Genomic DNA, 23,454 nt, shown 5'->3' on the forward strand with positions numbered 1-23,454 from the left:
AATGAAAAGTATTAAAGGATTAACAGCAACATTTATATTTGAAGCAGAAAGCGCAAATTACGGGGAAGGTGTTGGAAATGTAACATCGCTAAAGAAAATATCAAGAGATGGTGGAAGAGCATATACGTATATCTCAAGACAAGCAATTAGATATAATATAGTAAATCAAATGGGTGAATATAGAACACCTTTAGATTTAGATGGAGAAGTATTACAATTCCATCCAGATGCAACAATAATGGATTATGCAGAAATAGATTTATTTGGGTATATGAAAACAAAGAAGCCAGTTAAAACAAGATCAGCAGTAGTAAGATTATCTAATGCAACCGCACTTGAAACATTTAATGCAGATTTAGATTTTTTAACTAATAAAGGTTTGTTAGATAGATTTAATGAAACAGCTAAGAAAAAGAAAGATGGAGGAAACATAGCTCAAAGTGAAATTCATAAAACATATTATGCATATACAATTTCAATTGACTTAGATAAGGTTGGAATAGACTCAAATGATAATATAGAAATCTCAAATGACAAAAAGGCAGAAAGAGTTAATAATTTATTAGATACAATAAAATTCTTATATAGGGATATAAAAGGTAGAAGAGAAAATTTATCTCCTATATTTGCGATAGGCGGAATATATAGCATCAAGAATCCATTCTTTGAAAATAGAGTTAATTGTTATAATAACAACATTAAAATAGAGTCTATATTAAATGTTTTAGAATTAGATAAAGAAATAAAAGAAAATACAAAAGTAGGATTAATAGACGGTATTTTCTCTAATAGTAATGAAATAATTAAGAAATTAAATGCAAAAAGTATTGGTAAGTTCTTTGATGATATGAAATTAGAAGTAAATTCATATTACGAAGTGTAGGTGTTGTTTGTGAGTAAAAGAGCAATAAGATTAGAAATATATCAGAACTTAGTTAATTATAAGAAACCAACAAGTTTTCAGTTAAAGGAGAGTTATCCTTTACCACCACCATCTACAGTTATAGGTATGGTTCATTTTGCATGTGGATTTGAAGAATATAAAAATATGGATGTTTCTATACAAGGGAGCTTTAAATCAAGAGTATATGATCTATATACAAGATATGAATTTGCAGGTACAAAATTTGAAGCTGGAAGGCATCAAGTTAAGTTTAATTTAAAAGATGGTAGTACTTATGGTTCAACTAAAGGGGTTGCAACATCAGAACTTTTAGTGGATGTTAATCTTATACTTCATATATATCCAGAAGATGATAATTTAATTGATATAATTTATGACAGTTTCAGAAGTCCGAAAGAGTATATATCATTAGGGAGAAGAGAAGATATAATAAGAATAGATAATGTTGAAGTTGTAACTTTAGCTGAGGAAGAGGTAGAAGATTTAGATAAAAATATAAATTATTATATACCAGTATCGTATATAAGTGATAATGAGATTGGAACAAATGCAACAGTATATAATTTAAATAAAGTATATAAGAAAGAGCAAATAAGAAAAGGTGTAGAAATTCGAACTTGGGAAAAAGTTAAGGTTCAATATTGTGCTGGAAATAGAACTTTGGTTGAAGGGGCAGAAAGCTATAGAGATAATAAAGGAAGCAATGTGTTTTTAATTTAGTTATAAGGTAGAGTATTACTCTACCTTATATTTTAGGAGGTTTTATGGAGGATTTATTTTTAGCTAAAAGTTATCCAATAGGTAATGAAGAAACTGTTATAGAACACACTGAGAAGTTAATTAAGGAATACAAAAATATAAAAGATATATATCCTAATATGAAAAATATAAATTGGGAAATTTTAAAATTAGCATGTATATATCATGATGTTGGGAAAATAAACACTAAATTTCAAAATAAGATAATAGAAAATATAAATAATGAAAGAAAAAAAGAAGGAAAAACACTATTATCAAAAAAAAGAGATGAATTACTTAAAATAAATGAAGTTCCTCATGGATATTTAAGTAATGCTTTTTTACCATTTGATTATTTGAAAGAGAATTTTACAAAGGAAGAAATAAAAATTCTATGTGAAAGTATTTTTTATCATCACTATAGAGAAAAACTTACCAATGAAAGAAAAGCAGAAATTAAAGAAGTTATAAGAAAAGATTTAGAAAATCAAATAAAAATTTTTACATACGACAAGGTGGGTAAAATTAGTAAATTAGATACTAGCTTTTTTAAGTATTTAAGAACAAGAATATTAATAAAAAATGATATAGTAAGTGATAGGCAGAATAACAATAAAGATCTAGCTAAACAATTTATAATGACAAAAGGGTTATTAAATAAAATAGATTATGCTGCAAGTAGTGGAGTTCAAGCAGAAATAAAGCCAGGAGATTTAGGACAAATAACAGAGAATTCTATAACAAAAAATGGTTTTAAATTAAATAAGTTACAACAATTTATGAAGCAACATAGAGAGAGTAATTTAGTAGTAAAAGCATCAACAGGGATTGGAAAAACAGAAGGGGCATTAATATGGATAGATAATAATAAAGGATTTTTTACACTTCCATTAAAGGTATCTATAAATTCAATTTACGATAGGATTATAAATGAAAATAAGATAGGATATAAAAAAGAAAAAACAGCTCTTTTACACTCAGATAGTGCATCAGAATATATGAAAAGAGAAGATGATGGATGTATAGATAGGAACTATTTAGATTTAACAAAACAATTATCATTACCATTAACAATATGCACTTTAGATCAACTGATAGGCTTTATATTTAAATATGAGGGTTTTGAATTAAAGCTTGCAACATTAAGTTATTCGAAATTAGTTATAGATGAAATTCAGATGTATTCTCCAGATATGATTGCATATTTAATATTGGCATTAAGAGAAATAAATATAATGGGGGGAAAATTTGCTATATTAACAGCGACATTTCCACCTATATTTGAGTACTTTATGAATTATGCAAATATAAATGAAGGAATAGATTATCTAAAACCTAATAAACCATTTTTAAAAGAAATAGATGAAAATATTATGTTAAGACATAAGGTTAATATTTATAAAGAAAATATAAGTAGTAAAAGAATATATGAGGCTTATAATAATCAAAAGGTACTAGTTATTGTAAATACAGTAGGGTTAGCACAAAAACTATATGATGAACTAACACAATATGATGAGATTAAAGATAAAGTTAATATATTTCATAGTAGGTTTATAAAAAAGGATAGGGCAATTAAAGAAGAGCAAATTTTTAAAGATGGTGATCTTAATAATAAATTTGAAGGGATATGGATAACTACACAAGTTGTCGAGGCTAGTTTAGATATAGACTTTGATGTTTTATATACTGAACTCTCAGATATATCAGGTTTGTTACAAAGAATGGGTAGAGTTTATAGAAATAGGGTTTTAGATAAAAGTGAGCCTAATATACATGTATTTGTTGGAGATAAAAACAGACCATCTGGTATTAACAGACAAAGTTCAATTATAGATATTGATATATTTGAAAGATCAAAGGAATTTATATTACAGTATGATGGATTAAAACTTGATGAAGATGAAAAAATGAATTTAGTAGAAAAAGTGTATTCAGTTGAAGGATTAAAGGAATCAAAATACTTTAATAAAATAAAAGATACAATTGAAGCATTTTCAAATATTCAACCTTATGATTTAAAGAAAAATGAAGCTAAACTTAGAGACATATCATCTGAAACTATTATTCCAAAAGAAATGTATGAAAGTAATAAAGAGTATATAAATAAATTAATACAACAATTAAAAGAAGAAAAAGATTTTTCAAAAAGAATAGCAATAAAGAATGAAATAATGGAGAATACAGTTTCAATATCAACAAGATCAATAGATTCAGCAAAAAGAAAAGGTGCAATTATAGATGAAATTGAAATAAATAAATTTGAAACTATAAAAATTTTCCCTTGTAAATATTCATTTGATAAAGGAGTTGAATATTTAGATAAATTTACTGAATTTGATGAATCACAATTTGTATAAAAATTTTATTGTATACCCAATATGTCCTTGATTGATTGTAATATCTAATCAAGGATTATTATTATGGAGGGTATAAGATGGAATTTAATTTTGATGATTTAAAAGTTCAAGGAATAAAATTTAACTATTATTTTATATGTAAAAGGAAACTTTGGTTATTCTCAAAAGGAATTTCCATGGAAAATCTAGATGATAGGGTATTACAAGGAAAAGTAGTACACGAAAGTTCTTACAAAAGCAAAGAGAATAAAAAAGAAAAACTTATTGATAATATGATTAAAGTAGATATTATTGATAAGGATAAAGTAAGTGAAGTAAAGATAACAAGTAAAATGAAAGAATCAGATAAAATGCAGTTACTATACTATTTATATTATTTAGAAAATATCGGAATAAAAAGAAAAGGAACATTAAACTACGTAAAAGAAAGAAAAGTTATAGAAGTAGAACTTAAAGATGAAGATAGAATTTATATAGAAAATACATTAATACGTATAAAAGAAGTATTAGATCTTGAGTATCCACCTAAAGTATTAAAACTACCATATTGTAAAAGATGTGCTTATTATGAGTATTGTTATGTAAGGGAGATAGATTAATATGGGAAGAGATTATTATGTTTTCAGTAATGGAAGGCTCAAGAGAAAAGAAAATACAATATATTTTATAGATTCAGAGGAGAATAAAAAAGCTATACCTATTGAAGAAATAGAAAGAATTCATTTATTTGGAGAAATAGATTTAAATACTAAGCTTTTAAATTATATATCTAAATATGGAGTTCTTATAAATATATATAATTATTATGGTTTTTATTCTGGAACATATTATTCAAGAAAGAAAAATGTATCAGGAATACTTTTAGTAAAACAAGCAGCTGCCTATACAAATAAGAAAAAAAGACAAGAACTTGCAAAGGCTTTTATAGATTCAGCATTTCATCATATTTTAAGAAATCTAAGGAGACATAATGAAATTCCTATAGAGTTAATAGATAATATAAAAAAAGAAAGAGAAGCTGTTAATAATTCTAATAATATAGAAGAACTTATGGGTGCAGAGGGAAGAGGAAGAAAAAGTTATTATGAAGCTTTAAATTATTTTTTAAAAGAAGAGTTTGTATTTAATAAAAGAGAAAAGAGACCTCCAAAAGATCCTATAAATGCATTAATTTCCTTTGGGAATAGTATGATGTATACAACTGTACTTGCAGAGATTTATAAAACACAATTAGATCCAACTATTAGCTATCTCCATGAGCCTTCAACTAAAAGATTTTCCTTAAGCTTAGATATAGCAGAAATATTTAAGCCACTTATAGTTGATCCTGTTATATTTACATTAATAAATAAAAAAGTAATAACTTTAGATGATTTTAAAATAGAAGACGGGATATGTTATTTAAATGAAGTTGGTAGAAAGAAGTTTATTAGGGAATATGAAAATAAACTAATGACTACTATAAAGCATAGAAGTTTAAATAGGAAAGTATCGTATAGAGGATTTATAAAATTAGAATGCTATAAAATTATAAAATTTTTAGTAGAGAATGAAAAATATAAAGCATTAAAGGCGTGGTGGTAATATGTTTGTTGTAGTTACTTATGATGTTGGAGAGAAAAGGGTTAATAAAGTGAGAAAAAAACTTAAGATGTATCTTACGTGGACACAAAATTCAGTATTTGAAGGCAATATAACAGATGGGAAATTAAGAAAATGCTTATCAGAACTTGATTTAATATTAAATTCAGTAGAAGATTCAGTATATATTTATAAAGTTAAAAATAATAACAACATTAATAAATATATTATTGGTAATGAGAAAAATTATGATGAGCTTTTTATATAAAATTATGTTTTGCAGTAAATAGATTTTTATTAGGTATTAACATAAAGTCAATTATTTAGGGACTTAAGAGCAATTTGTAATTAAATTGCTATTTTATTACTGGGATTATACTGCAAAGTTATACCCAATATGATAAAATTAATATATAGTAAATGGCTTAACTAAGCCATTCATTACATTTAATTATTCGGGGTTTTAGATTAACTATGAGGAATGTAAATTTATTCCCACTTGTTTTAATATTCTGTCTAGAGCTGGTTTTAGATTAACTATGAGGAATGTAAATATCTAAAACTTGATTCAACTAAATCAAAAAGAAATGGGTTTTAGATTAACTATGAGGAATGTAAATTAGCTCTTTTGATCGTGTTACTTATTTCTAGCTTTGTTGTTTTAGATTAACTATGAGGAATGTAAATTTGTAACATCCACGTTGAACATATATAGTAATACCCGTTTTAGATTAACTATGAGGAATGTAAATCAGTTAATCTCAACAAATCCTGTTTTTACTGTATCTAGTTTTAGATTAACTATGAGGAATGTAAATAAAGATGCGAGTGTTAGTGTTGATGATGTAGTAAATAAGTTTTAGATTAACTATGAGGAATGTAAATACCCAATTCTTATTACCATTTGCACCAACAAAATCAAGTTTTAGATTAACTATGAGGAATGTAAATTTATCAACAGAATAAGAATTATAACAACTTCTTAAAGTTTTAGATTAACTATGAGGAATGTAAATATATTTAATAAATATGGAAATTTAGCATTTGATCCTGGTTTTAGATTAACTATGAGGAATGTAAATAGCAACGTAATTTTACTAAGCGGAACGCCAGTCGGGTTTTAGATTAACTATGAGGAATGTAAATTTAAAATCCTCCTAGCTTGTCCTTTTTTAATGTTTCAGTTTTAGATTAACTATGAGGAATGTAAATGATGATACAGAAGATTGGTTAAGTGATAAATCATTATTCGTTTTAGATTAACTATGAGGAATGTAAATCTAAATCTTGCTTATTCTGGTAGTTTCTATACACCACGTTTTAGATTAACTATGAGGAATGTAAATAGATCTAACAATTTAACAACTGATATTTTGTCAAAAGTTTTAGATTAACTATGAGGAATGTAAATCCAATTACATCACGAACAGGCTTCGGAAGATAAATAGTTTTAGATTAACTATGAGGAATGTAAATAAAAACTTCAAAGGATTCTGAATCATATTAGTGTGATGTTTTAGATTAACTATGAGGAATGTAAATTAATTAAATCAGTAATAAAACTCCTAATAGCACTTAAAAGTTTTAGATTAACTATGAGGAATGTAAATCAAGATGACGCAAAAAAAATATTTGAAGAACAAGAAGGTTTTAGATTAACTATGAGGAATGTAAATTGGATCTTGGCTAACATCTTTTTCACTACTATATTCGTTTTAGATTAACTATGAGGAATGTAAATTATTCAATAAATTTTGCATAGAAATAAGGGGAATTGTGTTTTAGATTAACTATGAGGAATGTAAATTAATAAAATTAGTTATCTATACTTTAATTTTTTTTGAGTTTTAGATTAACTATGAGGAATGTAAATGGATATATTTAATGTTTCTCCACCGTTGTAGATCCTTGTTTTAGATTAACTATGAGGAATGTAAATATAGAAACAGATTTAGATGAGTTTAATTTATTAAGGTGTTTTAGATTAACTATGAGGAATGTAAATTTTCTTGAAACTTCTGATTTAGTCATAACTGGCATTGGTTTTAGATTAACTATGAGGAATGTAAATCTTTTTAATGTTGCTTTATTATTTACAACTGGTAGTCGTTTTAGATTAACTATGAGGAATGTAAATAACAATTTTGAATTCTGTTCTACTAACCTTTCTATAAGGTTTTAGATTAACTATGAGGAATGTAAATTTCTGCAAGGTTATTGCATTAGCTAAAGCTAGACATAGTTTTAGATTAACTATGAGGAATGTAAATGATGATAAAATTGATAGAGTTAGAGAGGTTATATGTGCGTTTTAGATTAACTATGAGGAATGTAAATTAGCTTACAGGAACTTCATTAAATATATTATCTGAGTTTTAGATTAACTATGAGGAATGTAAATCATTTTAATAATACTCCAGATACATTATATTGTAAGAGTTTTAGATTAACTATGAGGAATGTAAATCTATTTAATAATCTTTGTTGTATAAGTTTTGTAATAGTTTTAGATTAACTATGAGGAATGTAAGTTATAGTGTATTAAGAAAAGCAGCAGAACTAAAAGAAGGTTTTAAATTAACTACAAATAAAATACTACAAATCTGATAAAAGGGAGGAAGTATAAAGTACTTCTTCTTTTTATATCTATATATATTGAATAATTTTAATAACAATAGAAAAAGGTATTTTAAAATAAAGCATTATTAAGTATGATAAATGATTTTATTATGAATAAAATTACAATTATACTTAAATATGCTATAATAGGATTAAAAAAATATAAAAAAGGGGGATATTATGAAAATAGAAGCAAAAAACATAAGCAAGTCCTTTGGAGAAGTACAAGCTTTAAAGAATTTAGATTTCACTATTAATAGTGGAAAAGCTTTAGGGTTACTTGGAAGAAATGGGGCTGGTAAAACAACTGCAATAAGAGTTTTACTTGGAATACTTCCGAGTGACACAGGAGAGGTTTTAATTGATGACAGGAAGAGAAACTTTAATGAAAATTCTTTCGGATACTTACCAGAAGAAAGAGGGCTGTATTTAAAATTTACAGTTAAAAATCAATTATTATATTTTACATCTCTTTATGGAATGAGTAAAAAAGATGGATTAGAAAAAATAAAATATTGGTTAGAAAAGTTTGAAATAAGTGATTATTTAAACAAAAAAGTTGAAACTTTATCAAAAGGTAATAAGCAAAAAATACAATTAATAGTAGCAATAATTCATAATCCTGATGTAATAATTCTTGATGAACCTTTTAGTGGACTAGATCCAGTAAATGTTGAAGTATTTAAAAATGTTATAAGGGATTTATTAAAAGAAGGAAAGACTTTAATATTCAGTAGTCATAGAATGTCTGATGTAGAAGAGTTTTGTGATGATATTATAATGCTAAAAAAAGGTGAGACAATTCTTCAAGGAAATCTAAAGAAGATAAAAGAGGATTATGGAATTAAAGGACTTGTTATAGAAGGAAATAAAGATATAGAAAACATACTAAAAGAAGAAAACATTGATTGTTATGAATACATAAATGGAGCTTTCCATATTGATATGAATGATATAAATAGAGGAAAAGAAATACTTAAAAAGCTTACTAATTCAAATATAGATTTCGATGGATTCTATTTTGAAAGACCATCTTTAAATGATATTTTTATTGAAAGGTTAGGTGAATAGAATGAAGAAATTTTTAACTGTATTTGGATTTACGTATAAAGAAACTATTAGAAATAAAGGTCTTATAATATCAACTATAATTACTTTAATTATAATGGCTGGATTCTTTAATATGGATAAAATAATGAACCTATTTAAAAGTGATTCAGTTGATGAAATTATGATAACAGAGTCAGGAAACTTAAATCTAATAAATAATGAATTTATAAAAAATTTAGATGATAAGAGTTATAAGTTTGTTACTCCAAAAGATAGTAAAGAGGTTGAAAATGTCAAAAAAGAATTAGAGTCTGGAGATTCAAAGTATGTAGCTTTATTAGAAGTTTCAAATAAAGGTGAAATAGAAGGAAAGTTATATGTAAATAAAGCACCAGGAAGTGATTTACAAAAGAAGGTTACTTCAGTGTTAAATGATATGAAAGTAATTTCAAATATGAAAAAATATAAATTAACTACAGAAGAATATACAAGTATTATGTCGCCTGCAAAGCTTGAAATAATTCAAAAAGGTAATTCTTCTAAAGAAAGAATGGTACTTGTATATGCTCTTGTATTTGGTATATATATGATAACTTTAACTTTTGGTTCTATGGTTGCAAATTCTGTTATTGAAGAAAAAACAAATAGAATAATGGAGACTTTAATAACTATGGCAAAGCCTATGGAATTATTCTTTGGTAAAGTTTTAGGGGTTTGTGCTGTTGGATTAACTCAAATAGTAATTATTTTGGGTGCTGGATTTGCAATGCTTAAGACTTCGGGAATAAGTACAGAATCTATAAATGCATTAAACTTAAACTTTGGAGTAATAATTGCATTTATATTCTATTTCTTACTTGGATATTTAACTTTCTCAATGTTATATGCAGCAGTAGCATCACTTGCATCTAGTCCTCAAGATGTAAATTCAGCAATGGGCGGAATAACTATGATTTTTGTTGTTGTATTCTTAATAGCTATGAACTGTATGGGTAATATAGATACTACATTTGCAAAAGTTATGAGTTATATACCATTCGCATCACCACTATTAATTTTTGAAAGAATTATTTTATCTAATGTAAGTGCATTTGAAATAATAATAACAACTTTAATTAATGTTGGATTTATTATTTTAGTTGGTATAGTTAGTAGTAAGTTATACAAAAGAGGAACTCTTCATTATGGAAGAAAGATTTCTTTAATTAAAGCATTAAAAAGTAAATAAAAGAATTAAATAAAGCTAAACAGAGTATCTTTTATAGATTTCTGTTTAGCTTTTTACTTTCTATCTTTATCTTTCAAAAATGTAATCTAATTAAAAGGTAAATCAATACTTAATATTTAGACTTCAATATATAATTATAAATGTAGTCAGGAGAACTTAAAAACTATAAAAAATAATAAAAATAAAATTAACGTTTAAATATATGAAAATTTGATTTATTGGAGGAATGTAATTATGAAAAAGATTTTTGAAATAGTAAAGGCAGTAACAGTAGCAACTTTTATAGGATATGATGAAACAACATTAGATAAATAGTGATGAAACAACTTTTCAAAAGAAATGATAGATAGTATATTATATGTAATAGCAAAAGAGTAGCATTGTTTTTTGAAAGGGAGATATTATGAATAAGAACATAGAAATGATGAAAAAACTTATTGAAGAAAAGAAGAGTAAAGGGGCTAACACTAAGAATAATATGAAAGCTCAAAAGAGTATAGGAAAAGCTTCATCAAAAGGTATTAAGACTGGAAATGGTGGAGGTTTATTTGATAAATAAACTTAGAAAAGACAAATTCAATTATTTGTCCATCAGTTAAATATAAATTGACAAACATAAAAATTAGGTATAATATAGATATAAAATTATGGAATATTTTGTATTTAAATTCTATGAAGAGAAAAAGTAAGTTTTATAATTGTTCCACAGAGAGTTAGCATAATGCTGAAAGCTAACGTTCAATGTATTTCTGAAAATCATCTCTGAGAAGTAAAGCAGAACGAATATAATTCTAGTAAGCTTTATCGGATTTTCACCGTTATAGGAAAAGCGTATTATATAGTACGTAATTAATGAGAGCTATAAATAATTATTTATAGAATCAGGGTGGTAACGCGATTAAACCTCGTCCCTTATATTTAGGGACGGGGTATTTTTTATATGTAAAAAGGGGGCATTTTTTATGGATATTATTGATGGAGACATAGAGATTAGGTGATTTAATATTATAAAAGAATTTGGGGGCGTTTAGAAAATGAACAATTTATCAAAAAAAGATTTAGTACTTGTAAGCTTAATGCTATTTTCATTATTTTTTGGAGCAGGAAATTTAATATTCCCACCTTTTCTAGGACAATCAGCAGGTGATGCTACGTGGGTTACTATATTAGGATTCTTTATTACAGCAGTTGGATTTCCAATCTTAGGAGTTATTGCTGTAGCAAAATCATCAGGATTACACAAATTAGCAAGTAGGGTACATCCTTTATTTGCAACAGTATTTACTATTCTTATTTATCTTTCAATAGGACCAGGACTTGGTATACCAAGAGCCGGAAGTTTACCATTTGAAATGGCTGTAAGACCATTTCTGCCAGAGGGATTTATATCACATGAAGTAGCTTTATTTATATATACTTTCTTATTTTTTGCTGTTGCTTATTGGCTTTGCTTAACACCTTCTAAACTAGTAGATCGTATGGGAAAGGTATTAACTCCAGCTTTATTAATTTTAATTTCAACAATATTTATTGCAAGTTTATTTAATCCAGTTGGAAGCTATGGGAATGCAACTGGAAATTATATAGATTCACCATTTGTAAGTGGATTTTTAGATGGATATATGACTATGGATACAATTGCTGCATTAAACTTTGGTATTGTTATATCTCTTGTAATTAAATCTAAGGGCGTAAAAGGAGAAAAGGCAATTGTTAAAAATTCAGTGAAAGCTGGGATGATAGCAGGAGGATTATTAATAGTTATTTATTCTATGTTAGCTCATTTAGGAGCTTCTAGTGGTGGAGCTTTTGGAGTAACAGAAAATGGTGCTCAAACATTATCAAATGTTATGATGCATCTTTTTGGTAATAGTGGAGGAATACTTTTAGCAGTAATATTTACATTAGCTTGTCTTACAACTTGTGTTGGACTAATTACTTCATGTAGTCAATATTTTGTAACTTTAAATAAAAAAATAAGCTATAAGACTTGGGTTAGGGTTTTAGCATTATCAAGTATGGTTCTTGCTAATATGGGACTTACAAAAATACTTAGTGTATCTGTTCCAGTACTTGATGCAATTTATCCAGTTGCAATTGTATTAATCATATTAGCTATGCTTGATAAATTCTTTAAAGAAAATCAGATGATATACGGAGCTTCAATCTTATTTACAGCAGTAGTAAGTATAATTTACGCATTAAGTAATACAGCATTAAATATTCAATTCCTTACAAAGCTAGTTGATTGGCTACCTTTCTATGATAAAGGACTTGGATGGATTATACCTGCTATATTTGGTATGGTTTTAGGATTTGTATTAAAAGTATTTAAAGAAAGATCATATAGCAGCGATGTTATTATATCAAAAGAAGGCACTATTAAATAAAATTAGTATAAATATTTCATTAAGAACACATTTATTTTTAACTGGAAACCCTAAAATAGCCTTTACTAGCGATATAGAAATTGATACAATGCATAAAGATTTAGTAAATGATAAAACACAATTTCTTAGAGTGAATCCAGCGCCTATAGATAGAACTACTTTTACTGAATTTAGAAATTATAAAATAGTTAAAGTAGGATTTTTATATTTTTCATTCTATTATGGTGAAGGATAATTAAACATCTTAGTCCTTTTTTGTATACATTAAAATTAATGATTAATAGTATACTAGTTTTTTATATGTAGCAATTCTATGCATAGAATAATAGATTAAATTATAGCAATTAATTTTGGGGGAGAATATATGAGTTATACTACGGAAAGACAGCCACAAGGAGATTTAAAAACTAATGCGTCACTTTTAAGAGATGGACTTGTAGCAGAACTTGTAGCAATAAATGATTATAGTCATTTTATAGGACAAACAGATAATAAAGAAGTGAAAGATATCTTCCATCATATTATGGAAGAAGAAAAAGAACATTATGGCTTATTTTTAGAGCAGTTAAGAAGAATAGATCCAGAGCAAAAGGAAGCACAAGAAAAGGTTGCAGGTGAGGAGAGTGTCAGCCCTAAACAAAAAATTAAGGAACATATAAGTAAGAATTTAAAAGGAAATTTGTTAGATGATATAAGATTGGCTATAAAGGGAGAACTTGAAGCTGTATTACTTTATGATGAGTTAGTAGAACATTTAGATGATAAGGAAATAATAGATGTTGTAAGACATGTTTCACGAGAGGAAAAGGAACATGCAGAGGAATTAACAAAAGCGCTTCTTATATTAGATAAAGATAGTTATGGCCCAATTAGTAATAAGAGTGGGAGAAAGACATATGGGACAATATGAATTCAATAAAGATAAGGTGTTTACTGAATTTAGAGATGGTGTGTCAAAATGTGAACCGGTAATAGGAAGAAAATATACTCTCACTCATTCCGATACTACAGGAGATTTGTTTGTAACTATTGGTTTACAATATGCAAAAGATAAGTTTTGTAAATTTCGTGATGAAGTAATTTTAGAATGGAAAGACGAGGATGGAAATAAAATATTATATGGAAAAGTATTAATTGATGGAGATGGCATATTTGGCAATGAAAAAGTAAGAAATAGAGTATTTATGATGGAAATGCCACTTGCACTTCAAGCTATAAGATATGGTGACAGAGAATTCTTTAAGATTAATGAAGAATTAGATGAATCAGTAGTACTAATACATTTTAAATCAAATAATCCTCATTACGATAAAGTGTGCAACTTTGGAAATATGAATATGTATAAAACAGATTTTTAAAAATAATAAAGCCATAATTAATCTTATAAAAGTTTAATTATGGCTTATTAAATAATTAGGTCAGTTTAATTGTTTTGTACGTAGGAAATTTTATTTATATTAATTTTGTTTTTTATCTTTTTTTACGTTTAATGTTAATGATAAAAGGATTAAAGCCATAATAGCACCTAATATTATAAATATAAATGCTCCATTCCATCCGAATGTATCAGCTATAAATCCAACAACGATATCTGCTAAAGTTTCACCAATTAAATATGCACAAAGTCCTGATAATCCAACAGCTGCACCAACTGCAAAGTTTGGAACTATATCTATTAGATTCATACCAATTAGTAATTGTGGTCCATATATGAAACATCCAATAACTGCTACAGAAATCATAGTTATAAGGTGGTTAGAAGTTGTCCAATAAGCAACTATTGCAAATATAACACCTATCATACATATCATACTTAAAGGAGCACGTTTTCCTTTAAATAATACGTCTGAAAGCCAACCAAGTAATATTGATGCAGGTATTGCAGCATATTCAAATAGGAACATTGCCCAGTTTGAATCAGCAACTGAGAAGCTCTTAGCTTCTTGAAGGTATATTGGAATCCAGTTAACAACACCTTGTCTTATTAAATAAACAAAGATATTAGCTAAGCATAAGTACCAAACATACTTATTTTTAATAACATATTTTAAAACTATTTCTTTAGTACTTAAACTTGTAGCGTCAGTATCAACTTTAACTTCAGCATAATCATTTCTATATTCATCAATAGGAGGTAATCCAACTGATTCTGGAGTATCAGCTCCAATGAAGAATACAAAAATTGAAATTAAAATACAAACTGCAGCTGGTACAAAGAAAATACTTTGGAAGTTATTTGAACCAAATATTAATAAAGCTAAAGTAGCTAAAGGAGCTATAAGACCTCCACCTATATTATGTGAAGTGTTCCATATTCCCATCTTAAGTCCTCTCTCATTTTGAGAAAACCATTTACCTATTATTATAGAACATGGTGGTGCTCCCATTGCTTGGAATAGTCCATTTATTATCATAAGGATTAAGAAAATCCAAACTACGCTTGTAAAGCCCATTAAGATACTAATTATTGAAGAGGCTAAAAGACCAAATCCTAAGAAATACTTAACATTTGATTTATCAGCTAAGCTTCCTAAAACGAACTTACCTAAACCATAAGCTATGGCAAGTCCAGCACTTATTAAACCTATATCAGTCTTACTGAAATTATAACTATTAATTAAAAATGGTGATGCTATTGTGAAGTTTTTTCTAACTAAATAATATCCAGCATAACCAACATACATCATAAGAAACATACGAATACGATAATTTCTATAAGCTGAAGGTATTTTTTCTTGTGGCAATCTAGCTACTGCAGGTGCCGGTTTAAAAAAATTAAACATTATAAGTCCTCCTTAAATATTTATTATGATTACGTTTTCTTTCGATTACATTAATATAATAAAATAAGGAAGATACAATAAAATCTCTTAAATGTTTCATAAATGTAACATTTAAGAGATTTTAAAAAATATTGTGTATTTATTTTGAATTGCTATCATTAAACATTTTCATAATGGTATTTCTTTCGGTAGCAGCATCTTTAAAACTATACTGCTGGTATATGTTATTTGTAATGTCGTTACTTTTTTTAGTAGATATAGAATTAGAATAATTAGGTAAACTATTTGCTATATCATCAGAAAGTATAAAATCTATAAAAGCTTCAGCAACTTCTTTATTTGAAGAATTTTTAATTTCTGCAACAGAATCAACATTCCAACCAGTATTTTTAGGAGTTATACTAATTATATTAGGATTGAATTTGCTTTCAAGAATTTGATCACCTAAAAAGTTTATAGTAATTGCATATTCTCCTGAAGAAACTCTCTGTATTGAATTAAATCCACTAACAGTATAGGAAGAAACATTATTGCTAAATTTATCTAAAAAGTCTTTGTAACTTTTTTCACCAAGCCTTTGATAAAGAGAAGCTAAAAAAGTATATCCTGTGCCAGATGTTTCAGGACTTGGGATTATTATTTTATTTTTAAAGTCCTTTTTTAGTAAATCATTAAAATCAGTTGGAAGCTTTATACCTTTAGGTTTAAATTCTTTATCCCAGACCTCTTTATTTATACCTATAGCTAATGTATCAATTTTAAATCCAGTCCAGTAATTAGAAGAATCCTTATATTCAGAGGGTATATTTTTCGCATTAGGAGATTCATACTTAGCTAAAGCTCCGTTTGTTTTTAATAATTCGTAAGCATCACAAGTACCACCTATAAATATATCACCACTTGGATTTTCATTTTCATCTAATATTCTTTTAACTGCCTCTTCAGTAGGAAGTTTTATGTATTCATAAGTACAGCCTGTCTCTTTCTTGAATTTTTCAAGTAGTGCTTTAGCTTCTTCTTCTCTTAAAGCAACATAAGCAGTTAAATGTTTACCTTTAAGGTTTGGATATTTAACCTTTGGCTTAGAAGGGTAAAAATAAAATAGTAAAACTAAAAAAATAACTAATGGAAGAAGTAATAATAATTTTTTATTTAAAATATGTTTCATTAAGATCACCTTTTATGTAAATATTTTTGCCATTTTCATCGCCTAAGTATTGAACAATTAAATATTTTTTATAAACTATAAGGTAAATTGTATTATTAGAATTTAAGCTATTATTACTGTTTATATAAATATTAAATACACCTTCTGGTTTTTCATTTAAATTAGTGTCTAAAAAGTCTTTATTATCTTCCATAGTTTTAAACTTCTTTAAAGAAGCTATTAATTTATTTCGCTTATTTGAATCTAATGTATAAGAAGTATTATGAGCTTTATATACAATTTTGGTTTTAGAATTTCTAAGTATATTTATTATATTGTCATATGTATAAAGACAACTAAACAAAGTATTTCTTAAAGTATTTATTGAATATGAATTACTTGAATAATTTTTATTATTTAAAGTTAATGAGTTATTTATTTTAAAATCTTGAGTACTACCATTTGAATAAAAAATTTTACCGGACAAATTCACTACATTATTATTTTTGATTTTATTTTGTGTAGATGAATTATAAACAGTTATATTAGAAAAATACTTTAATATATCATTCATCAATAAATTATCATTTATAGTTATATCACCTAAGTATTCGTTATGTATAAGTATTTTATTTGGAATTTTAGTAACAAGTGAACTATCACTTGAATCAAAGTGATTAATAACTTTTAAGTTATTATATACAATTTTTGTAGAGTAAAAGTAAAAAACTAAAATTATTATTACAAAGATTATGTAGAATGTAATTATATTTTTAAAATTATTTTTCATAGAATATCCTTTCTATAGAAATTAACAACTACTATATATTTTCTTTAAAGAAAATTATAGTTACTGTTGTACCTATATTTAAAGTACTTTCTATATTAAAGCTACCTTTTTGTGTAGAGATAATTTCTCTACAAATATTAAGGCCTAAACCATTACCTTTTGTACTTTTTGCATTTAATAAATCAAATCCAACTCCATCATCAGAAATAGATATTTGAATTTTATCATCTAATGATTTTGCTTTAATTTCTATATTTTCGCATCCACTATATTTAATAGCATTATCTATTATATTAATGAATACTTGTTTAGTTTTATCGTAATCTCCATATATAAATAAATTATCATAGTCTTTAATTATGTTTATATGATAATTATGAAGTCTAATATTTAATATATTTAAACATTCATCAATTAAAGATTTTATATTTATATAAGTAGCTTCAATTGAAAAGTTTTCTTTATTAAGTTTTGATAATACTAAAATTTCTTGGACTAAATCTAAAAGTCGTCTACCTTCTTTTTCTATAAGCGAAGAGCATTCTATTATTTCTTTCTTTTCATCCAATTTAGGTATTATTTCAGAGAAGCCAATAATTGCAGTTAGCGGAGTTTTAAATTCATGAGATATATTATCAAAAAATCCTTTTTGGCGGGTTTTAGCCATTTGAATTTCATCTATGTAATTCTCAATATTTTCGCTCATAACATTAAATGTATTAGCTAGATCTTCAAATTCATCACCACTATTAATTAAAACCTTTTCTCCAAAGTTTCCATTAGAGATTTTTTTAGATTTTTCTTTTAATGTTAGTAATGGATTTACAAGTTCTTTTGAAAAAATATGAATTAATAGTATTCCAATACCGATAGCAACAATACTTACAATTACCATAATCATAAGAGTATTATTTAATATATTTACAGATGATGTGTTTAATAAAACTAGTCTTAGAACACCACATTTAGTGTTTTTATAAAATATAGGTGTAGATAAAAATATGCAAGGTACACCGTTAACTTTTTTTATAATATAAGATTCAGATCCTTCTAGTGCTTTATCAATATCTTTGTTATATAAGCTAATTTTATTTTTATTTGAATCATAGTATACTTGTCCAGAATTACTTATAGTTTGAACTCTAATATTAAACCTATTACTTAAATTAGTTGCAATAAAAGGGGAGATTGATTTAAAAGCTTCCTCTTTATTTGGATTATTATTTGATTCTAATAAACTTTCAGTATAGCCTCTCATAGTAGTACTTTCTTTAAGTAAATATTGAAGAGAGTTATCTAACAAATTTTTTGAAAGAGTATTAAATGTTACTATGTATATAAATGCAATAATAGGTACTAAAATAGCTATATTAGTTAATATAATTTTCTGTTTAACAGTAAGACGCATTTTATAAATCAAATTTATATCCTGCTTTATATAAAGTTTTTATATAAGTTTGACAAGGTCCTAACTTTTTTCTAAGTCTTTGAATTAGAATATCAACAGCTCTAGTTGTACCTTCAAAGTCATATCCCCAAACTTTATTTAAAAGGTCTTCACGACTAAAAACTATACCTTTGTTTTCACATAAACAATTTAAAACTTCAAATTCTTTAAATGTTAAATCAACATACTCATTATCAACTAAAACTTTTCTTTCATCGGCTATAATAGTAATTCTACCAAGTGATAGAGTTTTATCAGTTTTCTTTGAAAACTTCTTTATCCTTTTAGATATTACTTTTATTCTTAAAAGTAGCTCTGTACTATTAAATGGCTTAGTTATGTAATCTTCTGCACCTAATTGTAGTCCAAGTAATTTATCATTAATATCATCTTTGGCTGTTAACATAATAATTGGTATATCATCTATTAATTTAATTTTATGAATAAGTTCAAAGCCACTAATGTCGGGAAGCATTGCATCGAGTACTATTATGTCTGGTTTTTCTTTTATTGTAAGTTCTAATGCTTCATTTCCGCATGTAGCTGTAACAACATTATAATTTTGAAGCTTAAGATTCATTTTTATAAGTTGTAAAATACTAATTTCGTCATCAACTACTAAAATATTCAAGATTTTTCTCCTTTAGTTAAATAATTATTAAATTTACAACATTAATTATACAAAAGTATGTAAGAGTTTACAATTGAAAAGAATTTGGTTTAAAAGTATATTTGACATAAAATTGGTAATATGGTATATAAAAATTAGGGGTTAGCACTCTAAGTGGTAGAGTGCTAATAAACAAATTTAATTATAATTTGTATGAAGGGAGATATTAGAGAAATGGAAAAGAAACAATTTAAAGCTGAATCAAAAAGACTTCTAGATCTTGTAATTAACTCTATCTACACTAATAAGGATATATTTTTAAGAGAACTTATATCTAATGCAAGCGATGCTATAGATAAGATATATTATAAGGCTCTAGTAGATGATTCTATTACATTTAACAGAGAGGATTATTACATCAAGATAAATGTAGATAAGGAAAATAGAGAATTATCAATAGTTGATACAGGTATTGGTATGTCAAAGGAAGAACTTGATGATAATCTTGGAGTTATAGCAAAGAGTGGATCATTTAAGTTTAAAAATGATACAGAAATAGAAGATGATCACAGCATAATTGGCCAATTTGGTGTTGGATTCTATTCAGCATTTTTAGTTGCTGATAAAGTTACAGTTATAAGTAAAGAATTTGGAAGCGATAAGGCATATAAGTGGGAATCAGATGGAATTGATGGATATACAATTGAGGAATCTATTAAAGAAGATCATGGAACAATAGTTACATTACATTTAAAAGAAAATGCTGAAGATGAAGATTATGATCAATATTTAAATGAATATAAATTACAATCATTAATAAAGAAATATTCAGATTTTATAAGATATCCAATAAAGATGGATATAATGGAAAAGAAACTTAAAGAAGGAACTGAAAATGAATATGAAGATATTATAGAAGAAAAAACAGTAAACAGTATGGTTCCTATATGGAGAAAAAATAAAAAGGAACTTACTGATGATGACTATAATAACTTCTATTTAGAAAAGCATTTTGGATTTGATAAACCATTAAAGCATATTCATATAAGCGTTGATGGTATGATAAGCTACAATGCAATATTATATATTCCAGAAAGAATACCATATGATTTCTATACATCAGATTATGAAAAAGGATTAGAACTTTATTCAAATGGAGTATTAATAATGGAGAAATGCCAAGAACTTTTACCAGATTACTTTGGATTTGTAAAAGGGGTAGTGGACTCTCCAGATTTATCACTTAATATATCAAGAGAAATACTTCAAAATGATAGACAATTAAGATTTATTGCTAAAAATATAAAAAATAAAATTAAAAATGAACTTAAAAAAATGCTAAAAGATAATAGAGATATGTATGAAAAATTCTTTAAAGCATTTGGAAAACAATTAAAATACGGTGTTTATAGTGACTTTGGAGCAAATAAAGATGTATTACAAGATTTATTAATGTTCTACTCATCAAAGGAAAAGAAACTTACTACTTTAGAAGAGTACGTTAGTAGAATGAAGGAAGATCAAAAGTTCATTTATTATGCAGTTGGGGATTCAAATGAAAGAATTGAAAAGATGCCACAAACTGAAATGATACTAGATAAAGATTATGAAATATTATACTTTACAGATGATGTAGATGAATTTGCAATTAAAATGCTTACTACATTTGAAGAAAAAGAATTTAGATCAGTATCAGGTGGAGATTTAGGTTTAGAAGATAAAGATGAAAAAGATGAAGTACAAGATGAAGAAAGCAAAGAAGTAATTAGTTTTATGAAAGAAACTTTAGAAGGTAAAGTTAGTGATGTTAGAGAATCAAAGAGATTAAAAAATTATCCTGTATGTTTATCTAATGATGGTGATCTTTCAATTGAAATGGAGAAGATATTAAACTCTATGCCAAACAATGATCAAAACATTAAGGCTCAAAAAGTTTTAGAAGTAAATGTTCATAGTGATGTATTTAAAGCATTAAAAGCTTCATATGAAAAAGATAAGGATACAGCTAAGTTATATACTAACATATTATATAATCAAGCTCGTTTAATTGAAGGATTACCAATAGAAGATCCAGTAGAATTTACAAACGATGTATGTAAGTTAATGAAATAAAATATATAAGTTTTAAAATAAAGAGTTAGTTAATAAAGTGTTATTGATTTTATTAATTAACTCTTATTTATTTTGTATGAAAATTAACTTTTAATATAATAAATTAAAATATGAAACTAATACATAAATGTAATATAAAATAAGATTTAACTATATAAATATAATATATATTGAACAAAATGACTTATAGTCATTAATTATATGACAAAGTGCTAATTTACAATAAGAAAATGTTTACATATAGTGATATAATACAAATAAAGCATACTATGATTCACCAAAATAAATAGGGAGGAGAGAATATGAAATTTGATACTATTATTAGAAATGGTACTATCGTAACTGCAACTGACATTTTTAAGGGTGACATAGGAATAAAGGATGGAAAAATAAATAAAATTGGTATGGCATTAGAAGAGGAGAGTGAGAAAATAATTGATGCTAATGGTAAATATATATTCCCAGGAGGAATAGATCCACATACTCATTTAGATATGCCTTTTGGAGGAACATTTTCAAGTGATAATTTTGAAACTGGAACAATAGCAGCAGCTTGTGGAGGAACTACAACAATAGTAGATTTTGCAGTTCAACCTAAAGATAAAGATTTGAAAGAAACAGCAGAAATTTGGAGAGAAAAATCAGATGGAAAGGCTGTTATTGATTATGGAATTCATATGAATATAACTCATATAGATGATGAAATTCTAAATGAGATTCCATTTATGATTAAGGAAGGATATCCAAGTTTTAAAGTATTTATGACATATAAAGGTATGAGGGTAGATGATGGAACACTTTTTAAGACATTAAAAAAGGTAAGTGAAAATGGTGGACTTACATGCGTTCACGCTGAAAATTTTCATATAATAGAATGTAATGTTGAGAGACTTTTAAAAGAAGGAAAAACAGCACCAAAGTACCATGCAATATCAAGAGGAAGCTTAGTTGAGGGGGAAGCTGTAGGTAGAGCTATAAATATAGCAAAAATGGCAGAAGCCCCATTATATATTGTTCATAATACTTGTAAGGAAGCTGTTTTTGAGATAGCTAGAGCTAGAGAAGAGGAATATCCTATAATGGGTGAGACTTGTACTCAATATTTATTATTATCAGAAGATGAATACTATAAAGAGGGATTCGAAGGAGCAAAATGTGTAATGTCACCACCTCTTAGAAGTAAAGATAATTTTAAATATTTATGGAAGGCTATAAGAAATAATACACTTCAAGTTGTAGCAACAGATCATTGCCCATTTTTTATGAAACAAAAGGAGCTTGGAAAAGATTCTTTTGATAAAATTCCAAATGGAGCACCTGGAATAGAGCTTAGAATGGCACTTTTATATACTTATGGTGTTCTTAAAAACGAGATAAATATAAATAAGTTTGTAGAAGTTACATCAACAAATGCAGCAAAGATTTATGGTATGTATCCTAAAAAGGGGACAATAGCTGTTGGTAGTGATGCTGATTTAGTTATATTTGATCCAGATAAAGAAATTGAGGTTACTGTAGATATACTTCATGAAAATGTTGATTATACACCTTATGAAGGATTTAAATTAAAAGGATTCCCTGAAGTAACTTTAAGTAGAGGAGAAATTATTGCAAAAAACGGAAAGTTTGTTGGAGAAATAGGTAGAGGAGAGTTTATTAAGAGAAATTCTCCTATGATTTTATAATAATCTAAGG

20 protein-coding genes, 1 CRISPR repeat array and 1 other annotated feature are annotated in these 23,454 nt (G+C 26.3%); of the genes, 15 read left to right on the forward strand and 5 right to left on the reverse strand.

Annotation, left to right across the window (positions count from 1 at the left end; genetic code table 11):
• The first annotated feature begins 1 nt into the window (after window position 1).
• From cas7i to ACZ5TJ_RS02450, 13 genes are all read left to right on the forward strand, one after another.
• Window positions 2-883 carry a type I-B CRISPR-associated protein Cas7/Cst2/DevR gene (gene cas7i / locus ACZ5TJ_RS02390; RefSeq protein ID WP_464201037.1) on the forward strand — a complete coding sequence of 294 codons (882 nt, stop codon included), beginning with the start codon at window positions 2-4 and terminating at the stop codon, window positions 881-883.
• A 9-nt stretch (window positions 884-892) separates the two neighbouring features.
• A complete protein-coding gene (gene cas5b, locus ACZ5TJ_RS02395; RefSeq protein ID WP_464201038.1) occupies window positions 893-1,624 on the forward strand; it encodes a type I-B CRISPR-associated protein Cas5b in 732 nt (243 codons plus the stop codon).
• A 44-nt stretch (window positions 1,625-1,668) separates the two neighbouring features.
• Window positions 1,669-4,002 carry a CRISPR-associated helicase Cas3' gene (cas3, locus tag ACZ5TJ_RS02400; RefSeq protein ID WP_464201039.1) on the forward strand — a complete coding sequence of 778 codons (2,334 nt, stop codon included), beginning with the start codon at window positions 1,669-1,671 and terminating at the stop codon, window positions 4,000-4,002.
• Between the two features lie 77 nt (window positions 4,003-4,079).
• A complete protein-coding gene (gene cas4 / locus ACZ5TJ_RS02405; RefSeq protein ID WP_464201041.1) occupies window positions 4,080-4,601 on the forward strand; it encodes a CRISPR-associated protein Cas4 in 522 nt (173 codons plus the stop codon).
• A gap of 1 nt (window position 4,602) precedes the next feature.
• Window positions 4,603-5,586 (forward strand): type I-B CRISPR-associated endonuclease Cas1b, encoded by a 984-nt coding sequence (gene cas1b, locus ACZ5TJ_RS02410; protein WP_464201042.1) that lies wholly within the window; start codon window positions 4,603-4,605, stop codon window positions 5,584-5,586.
• Between the two features lies 1 nt (window position 5,587).
• Complete coding sequence (cas2, locus tag ACZ5TJ_RS02415) at window positions 5,588-5,851, forward strand: CRISPR-associated endonuclease Cas2 (RefSeq protein ID WP_464201044.1); 264 nt, start codon at window positions 5,588-5,590, stop codon at window positions 5,849-5,851.
• Between the two features lie 192 nt (window positions 5,852-6,043).
• Window positions 6,044-8,115: a CRISPR direct-repeat array (repeat unit 29 nt; unit sequence GTTTTAGATTAACTATGAGGAATGTAAAT).
• Between the two features lie 267 nt (window positions 8,116-8,382).
• A complete protein-coding gene (locus ACZ5TJ_RS02420) occupies window positions 8,383-9,273 on the forward strand; it encodes an ABC transporter ATP-binding protein (RefSeq protein ID WP_464201045.1) in 891 nt (296 codons plus the stop codon).
• A 1-nt stretch (window position 9,274) separates the two neighbouring features.
• Window positions 9,275-10,480: an ABC transporter permease gene (locus ACZ5TJ_RS02425; RefSeq protein WP_464201046.1), complete on the forward strand. Its 1,206-nt coding sequence runs from the start codon at window positions 9,275-9,277 to the stop codon at window positions 10,478-10,480.
• Window positions 10,481-10,883: 403 nt separating this feature from the next.
• A complete protein-coding gene (locus tag ACZ5TJ_RS02430; protein WP_338627098.1) occupies window positions 10,884-11,039 on the forward strand; it encodes a hypothetical protein in 156 nt (51 codons plus the stop codon).
• Window positions 11,040-11,143: 104 nt separating this feature from the next.
• Window positions 11,144-11,396 (forward strand) — a binding site (T-box leader).
• 118 nt (window positions 11,397-11,514) lie between these two features.
• The gene (gene brnQ / locus ACZ5TJ_RS02435) at window positions 11,515-12,870 is read left to right on the forward strand and encodes a branched-chain amino acid transport system II carrier protein (protein WP_464201048.1); all 1,356 of its coding nucleotides are present in this window, start codon (window positions 11,515-11,517) and stop codon (window positions 12,868-12,870) included.
• On the forward strand, window positions 12,836-13,105 hold the full coding sequence (locus ACZ5TJ_RS02440; protein WP_464201049.1) for a hypothetical protein: 270 nt from the start codon (window positions 12,836-12,838) through the stop codon (window positions 13,103-13,105). The genes brnQ and ACZ5TJ_RS02440 overlap by 35 nt, the downstream gene beginning before the upstream one ends.
• Window positions 13,106-13,234: 129 nt before the next feature.
• Window positions 13,235-13,780, forward strand: coding sequence for a ferritin family protein (locus ACZ5TJ_RS02445; protein WP_464201051.1), 546 nt, complete (start codon window positions 13,235-13,237; stop codon window positions 13,778-13,780).
• Window positions 13,767-14,228: a staygreen family protein gene (locus ACZ5TJ_RS02450; protein WP_464201053.1), complete on the forward strand. Its 462-nt coding sequence runs from the start codon at window positions 13,767-13,769 to the stop codon at window positions 14,226-14,228. The genes ACZ5TJ_RS02445 and ACZ5TJ_RS02450 overlap by 14 nt, the downstream gene beginning before the upstream one ends.
• Window positions 14,229-14,327: 99 nt before the next feature.
• Here the strand turns inward: ACZ5TJ_RS02450 and pgtP are convergent, their stop codons facing one another.
• From pgtP to ACZ5TJ_RS02475, 5 genes are all read right to left on the reverse strand, one after another.
• Window positions 14,328-15,653 (reverse strand): phosphoglycerate transporter protein PgtP, encoded by a 1,326-nt coding sequence (gene pgtP, locus ACZ5TJ_RS02455; protein ID WP_464201054.1) that lies wholly within the window; start codon window positions 15,651-15,653, stop codon window positions 14,328-14,330.
• A 139-nt stretch (window positions 15,654-15,792) separates the two neighbouring features.
• Window positions 15,793-16,821: an ABC transporter substrate-binding protein gene (locus ACZ5TJ_RS02460; protein WP_464201056.1), complete on the reverse strand. Its 1,029-nt coding sequence runs from the start codon at window positions 16,819-16,821 to the stop codon at window positions 15,793-15,795.
• Window positions 16,802-17,590, reverse strand: a complete 789-nt coding sequence (locus ACZ5TJ_RS02465; RefSeq protein ID WP_464201058.1) for a DUF3919 family protein — start codon at window positions 17,588-17,590, stop codon at window positions 16,802-16,804. The genes ACZ5TJ_RS02460 and ACZ5TJ_RS02465 overlap by 20 nt, the downstream gene beginning before the upstream one ends.
• A 31-nt stretch (window positions 17,591-17,621) precedes the next feature.
• Entirely contained in the window at window positions 17,622-19,010 is a 1,389-nt protein-coding gene (locus tag ACZ5TJ_RS02470; RefSeq protein ID WP_464201060.1) for an ATP-binding protein, read from the reverse strand.
• Window positions 19,000-19,668 (reverse strand): response regulator transcription factor, encoded by a 669-nt coding sequence (locus ACZ5TJ_RS02475; RefSeq protein ID WP_464201062.1) that lies wholly within the window; start codon window positions 19,666-19,668, stop codon window positions 19,000-19,002. Before ACZ5TJ_RS02475 ends, ACZ5TJ_RS02470 begins: the two co-directional genes overlap by 11 nt.
• Before the next feature lie 213 nt (window positions 19,669-19,881).
• Between ACZ5TJ_RS02475 and htpG the strand changes: the two genes are divergently transcribed.
• Window positions 19,882-21,759, forward strand: coding sequence for a molecular chaperone HtpG (htpG, locus tag ACZ5TJ_RS02480; protein ID WP_464201063.1), 1,878 nt, complete (start codon window positions 19,882-19,884; stop codon window positions 21,757-21,759).
• A gap of 302 nt (window positions 21,760-22,061) precedes the next feature.
• A complete protein-coding gene (hydA, locus tag ACZ5TJ_RS02485; RefSeq protein ID WP_464201065.1) occupies window positions 22,062-23,444 on the forward strand; it encodes a dihydropyrimidinase in 1,383 nt (460 codons plus the stop codon).
• Window positions 23,445-23,454 lie beyond the last annotated feature (10 nt).

The organism is Clostridium budayi (assembly GCF_055396605.1).

Excerpts from the sequence above, each read along its gene's own strand:
- ACZ5TJ_RS02450 (WP_464201053.1), top strand. The coding sequence starts at position 13,767 with ATGGGACAATATGAATTCAATAAAGATAAGGTGTTTACTGAATTTAGA.
- cas2 (WP_464201044.1), top strand. The coding sequence starts at position 5,588 with ATGTTTGTTGTAGTTACTTATGATGTTGGAGAGAAAAGGGTTAATAAA.
- ACZ5TJ_RS02440 (WP_464201049.1), top strand. The coding sequence starts at position 12,836 with ATGTTATTATATCAAAAGAAGGCACTATTAAATAAAATTAGTATAAAT.
- ACZ5TJ_RS02465 (WP_464201058.1), bottom strand. The coding sequence starts at position 17,590 with ATGAAAAATAATTTTAAAAATATAATTACATTCTACATAATCTTTGTA.
- cas4 (WP_464201041.1), top strand. The coding sequence starts at position 4,080 with ATGGAATTTAATTTTGATGATTTAAAAGTTCAAGGAATAAAATTTAAC.
- pgtP (WP_464201054.1), bottom strand. The coding sequence starts at position 15,653 with ATGTTTAATTTTTTTAAACCGGCACCTGCAGTAGCTAGATTGCCACAA.
- ACZ5TJ_RS02420 (WP_464201045.1), top strand. The coding sequence starts at position 8,383 with ATGAAAATAGAAGCAAAAAACATAAGCAAGTCCTTTGGAGAAGTACAA.
- ACZ5TJ_RS02445 (WP_464201051.1), top strand. The coding sequence starts at position 13,235 with ATGAGTTATACTACGGAAAGACAGCCACAAGGAGATTTAAAAACTAAT.
- hydA (WP_464201065.1), top strand. The coding sequence starts at position 22,062 with ATGAAATTTGATACTATTATTAGAAATGGTACTATCGTAACTGCAACT.
- cas7i (WP_464201037.1), top strand. The coding sequence starts at position 2 with ATGAAAAGTATTAAAGGATTAACAGCAACATTTATATTTGAAGCAGAA.
- ACZ5TJ_RS02425 (WP_464201046.1), top strand. The coding sequence starts at position 9,275 with ATGAAGAAATTTTTAACTGTATTTGGATTTACGTATAAAGAAACTATT.
- htpG (WP_464201063.1), top strand. The coding sequence starts at position 19,882 with ATGGAAAAGAAACAATTTAAAGCTGAATCAAAAAGACTTCTAGATCTT.
- brnQ (WP_464201048.1), top strand. The coding sequence starts at position 11,515 with ATGAACAATTTATCAAAAAAAGATTTAGTACTTGTAAGCTTAATGCTA.
- ACZ5TJ_RS02430 (WP_338627098.1), top strand. The coding sequence starts at position 10,884 with ATGAATAAGAACATAGAAATGATGAAAAAACTTATTGAAGAAAAGAAG.
- ACZ5TJ_RS02460 (WP_464201056.1), bottom strand. The coding sequence starts at position 16,821 with ATGAAACATATTTTAAATAAAAAATTATTATTACTTCTTCCATTAGTT.
- cas3 (WP_464201039.1), top strand. The coding sequence starts at position 1,669 with ATGGAGGATTTATTTTTAGCTAAAAGTTATCCAATAGGTAATGAAGAA.
- cas1b (WP_464201042.1), top strand. The coding sequence starts at position 4,603 with ATGGGAAGAGATTATTATGTTTTCAGTAATGGAAGGCTCAAGAGAAAA.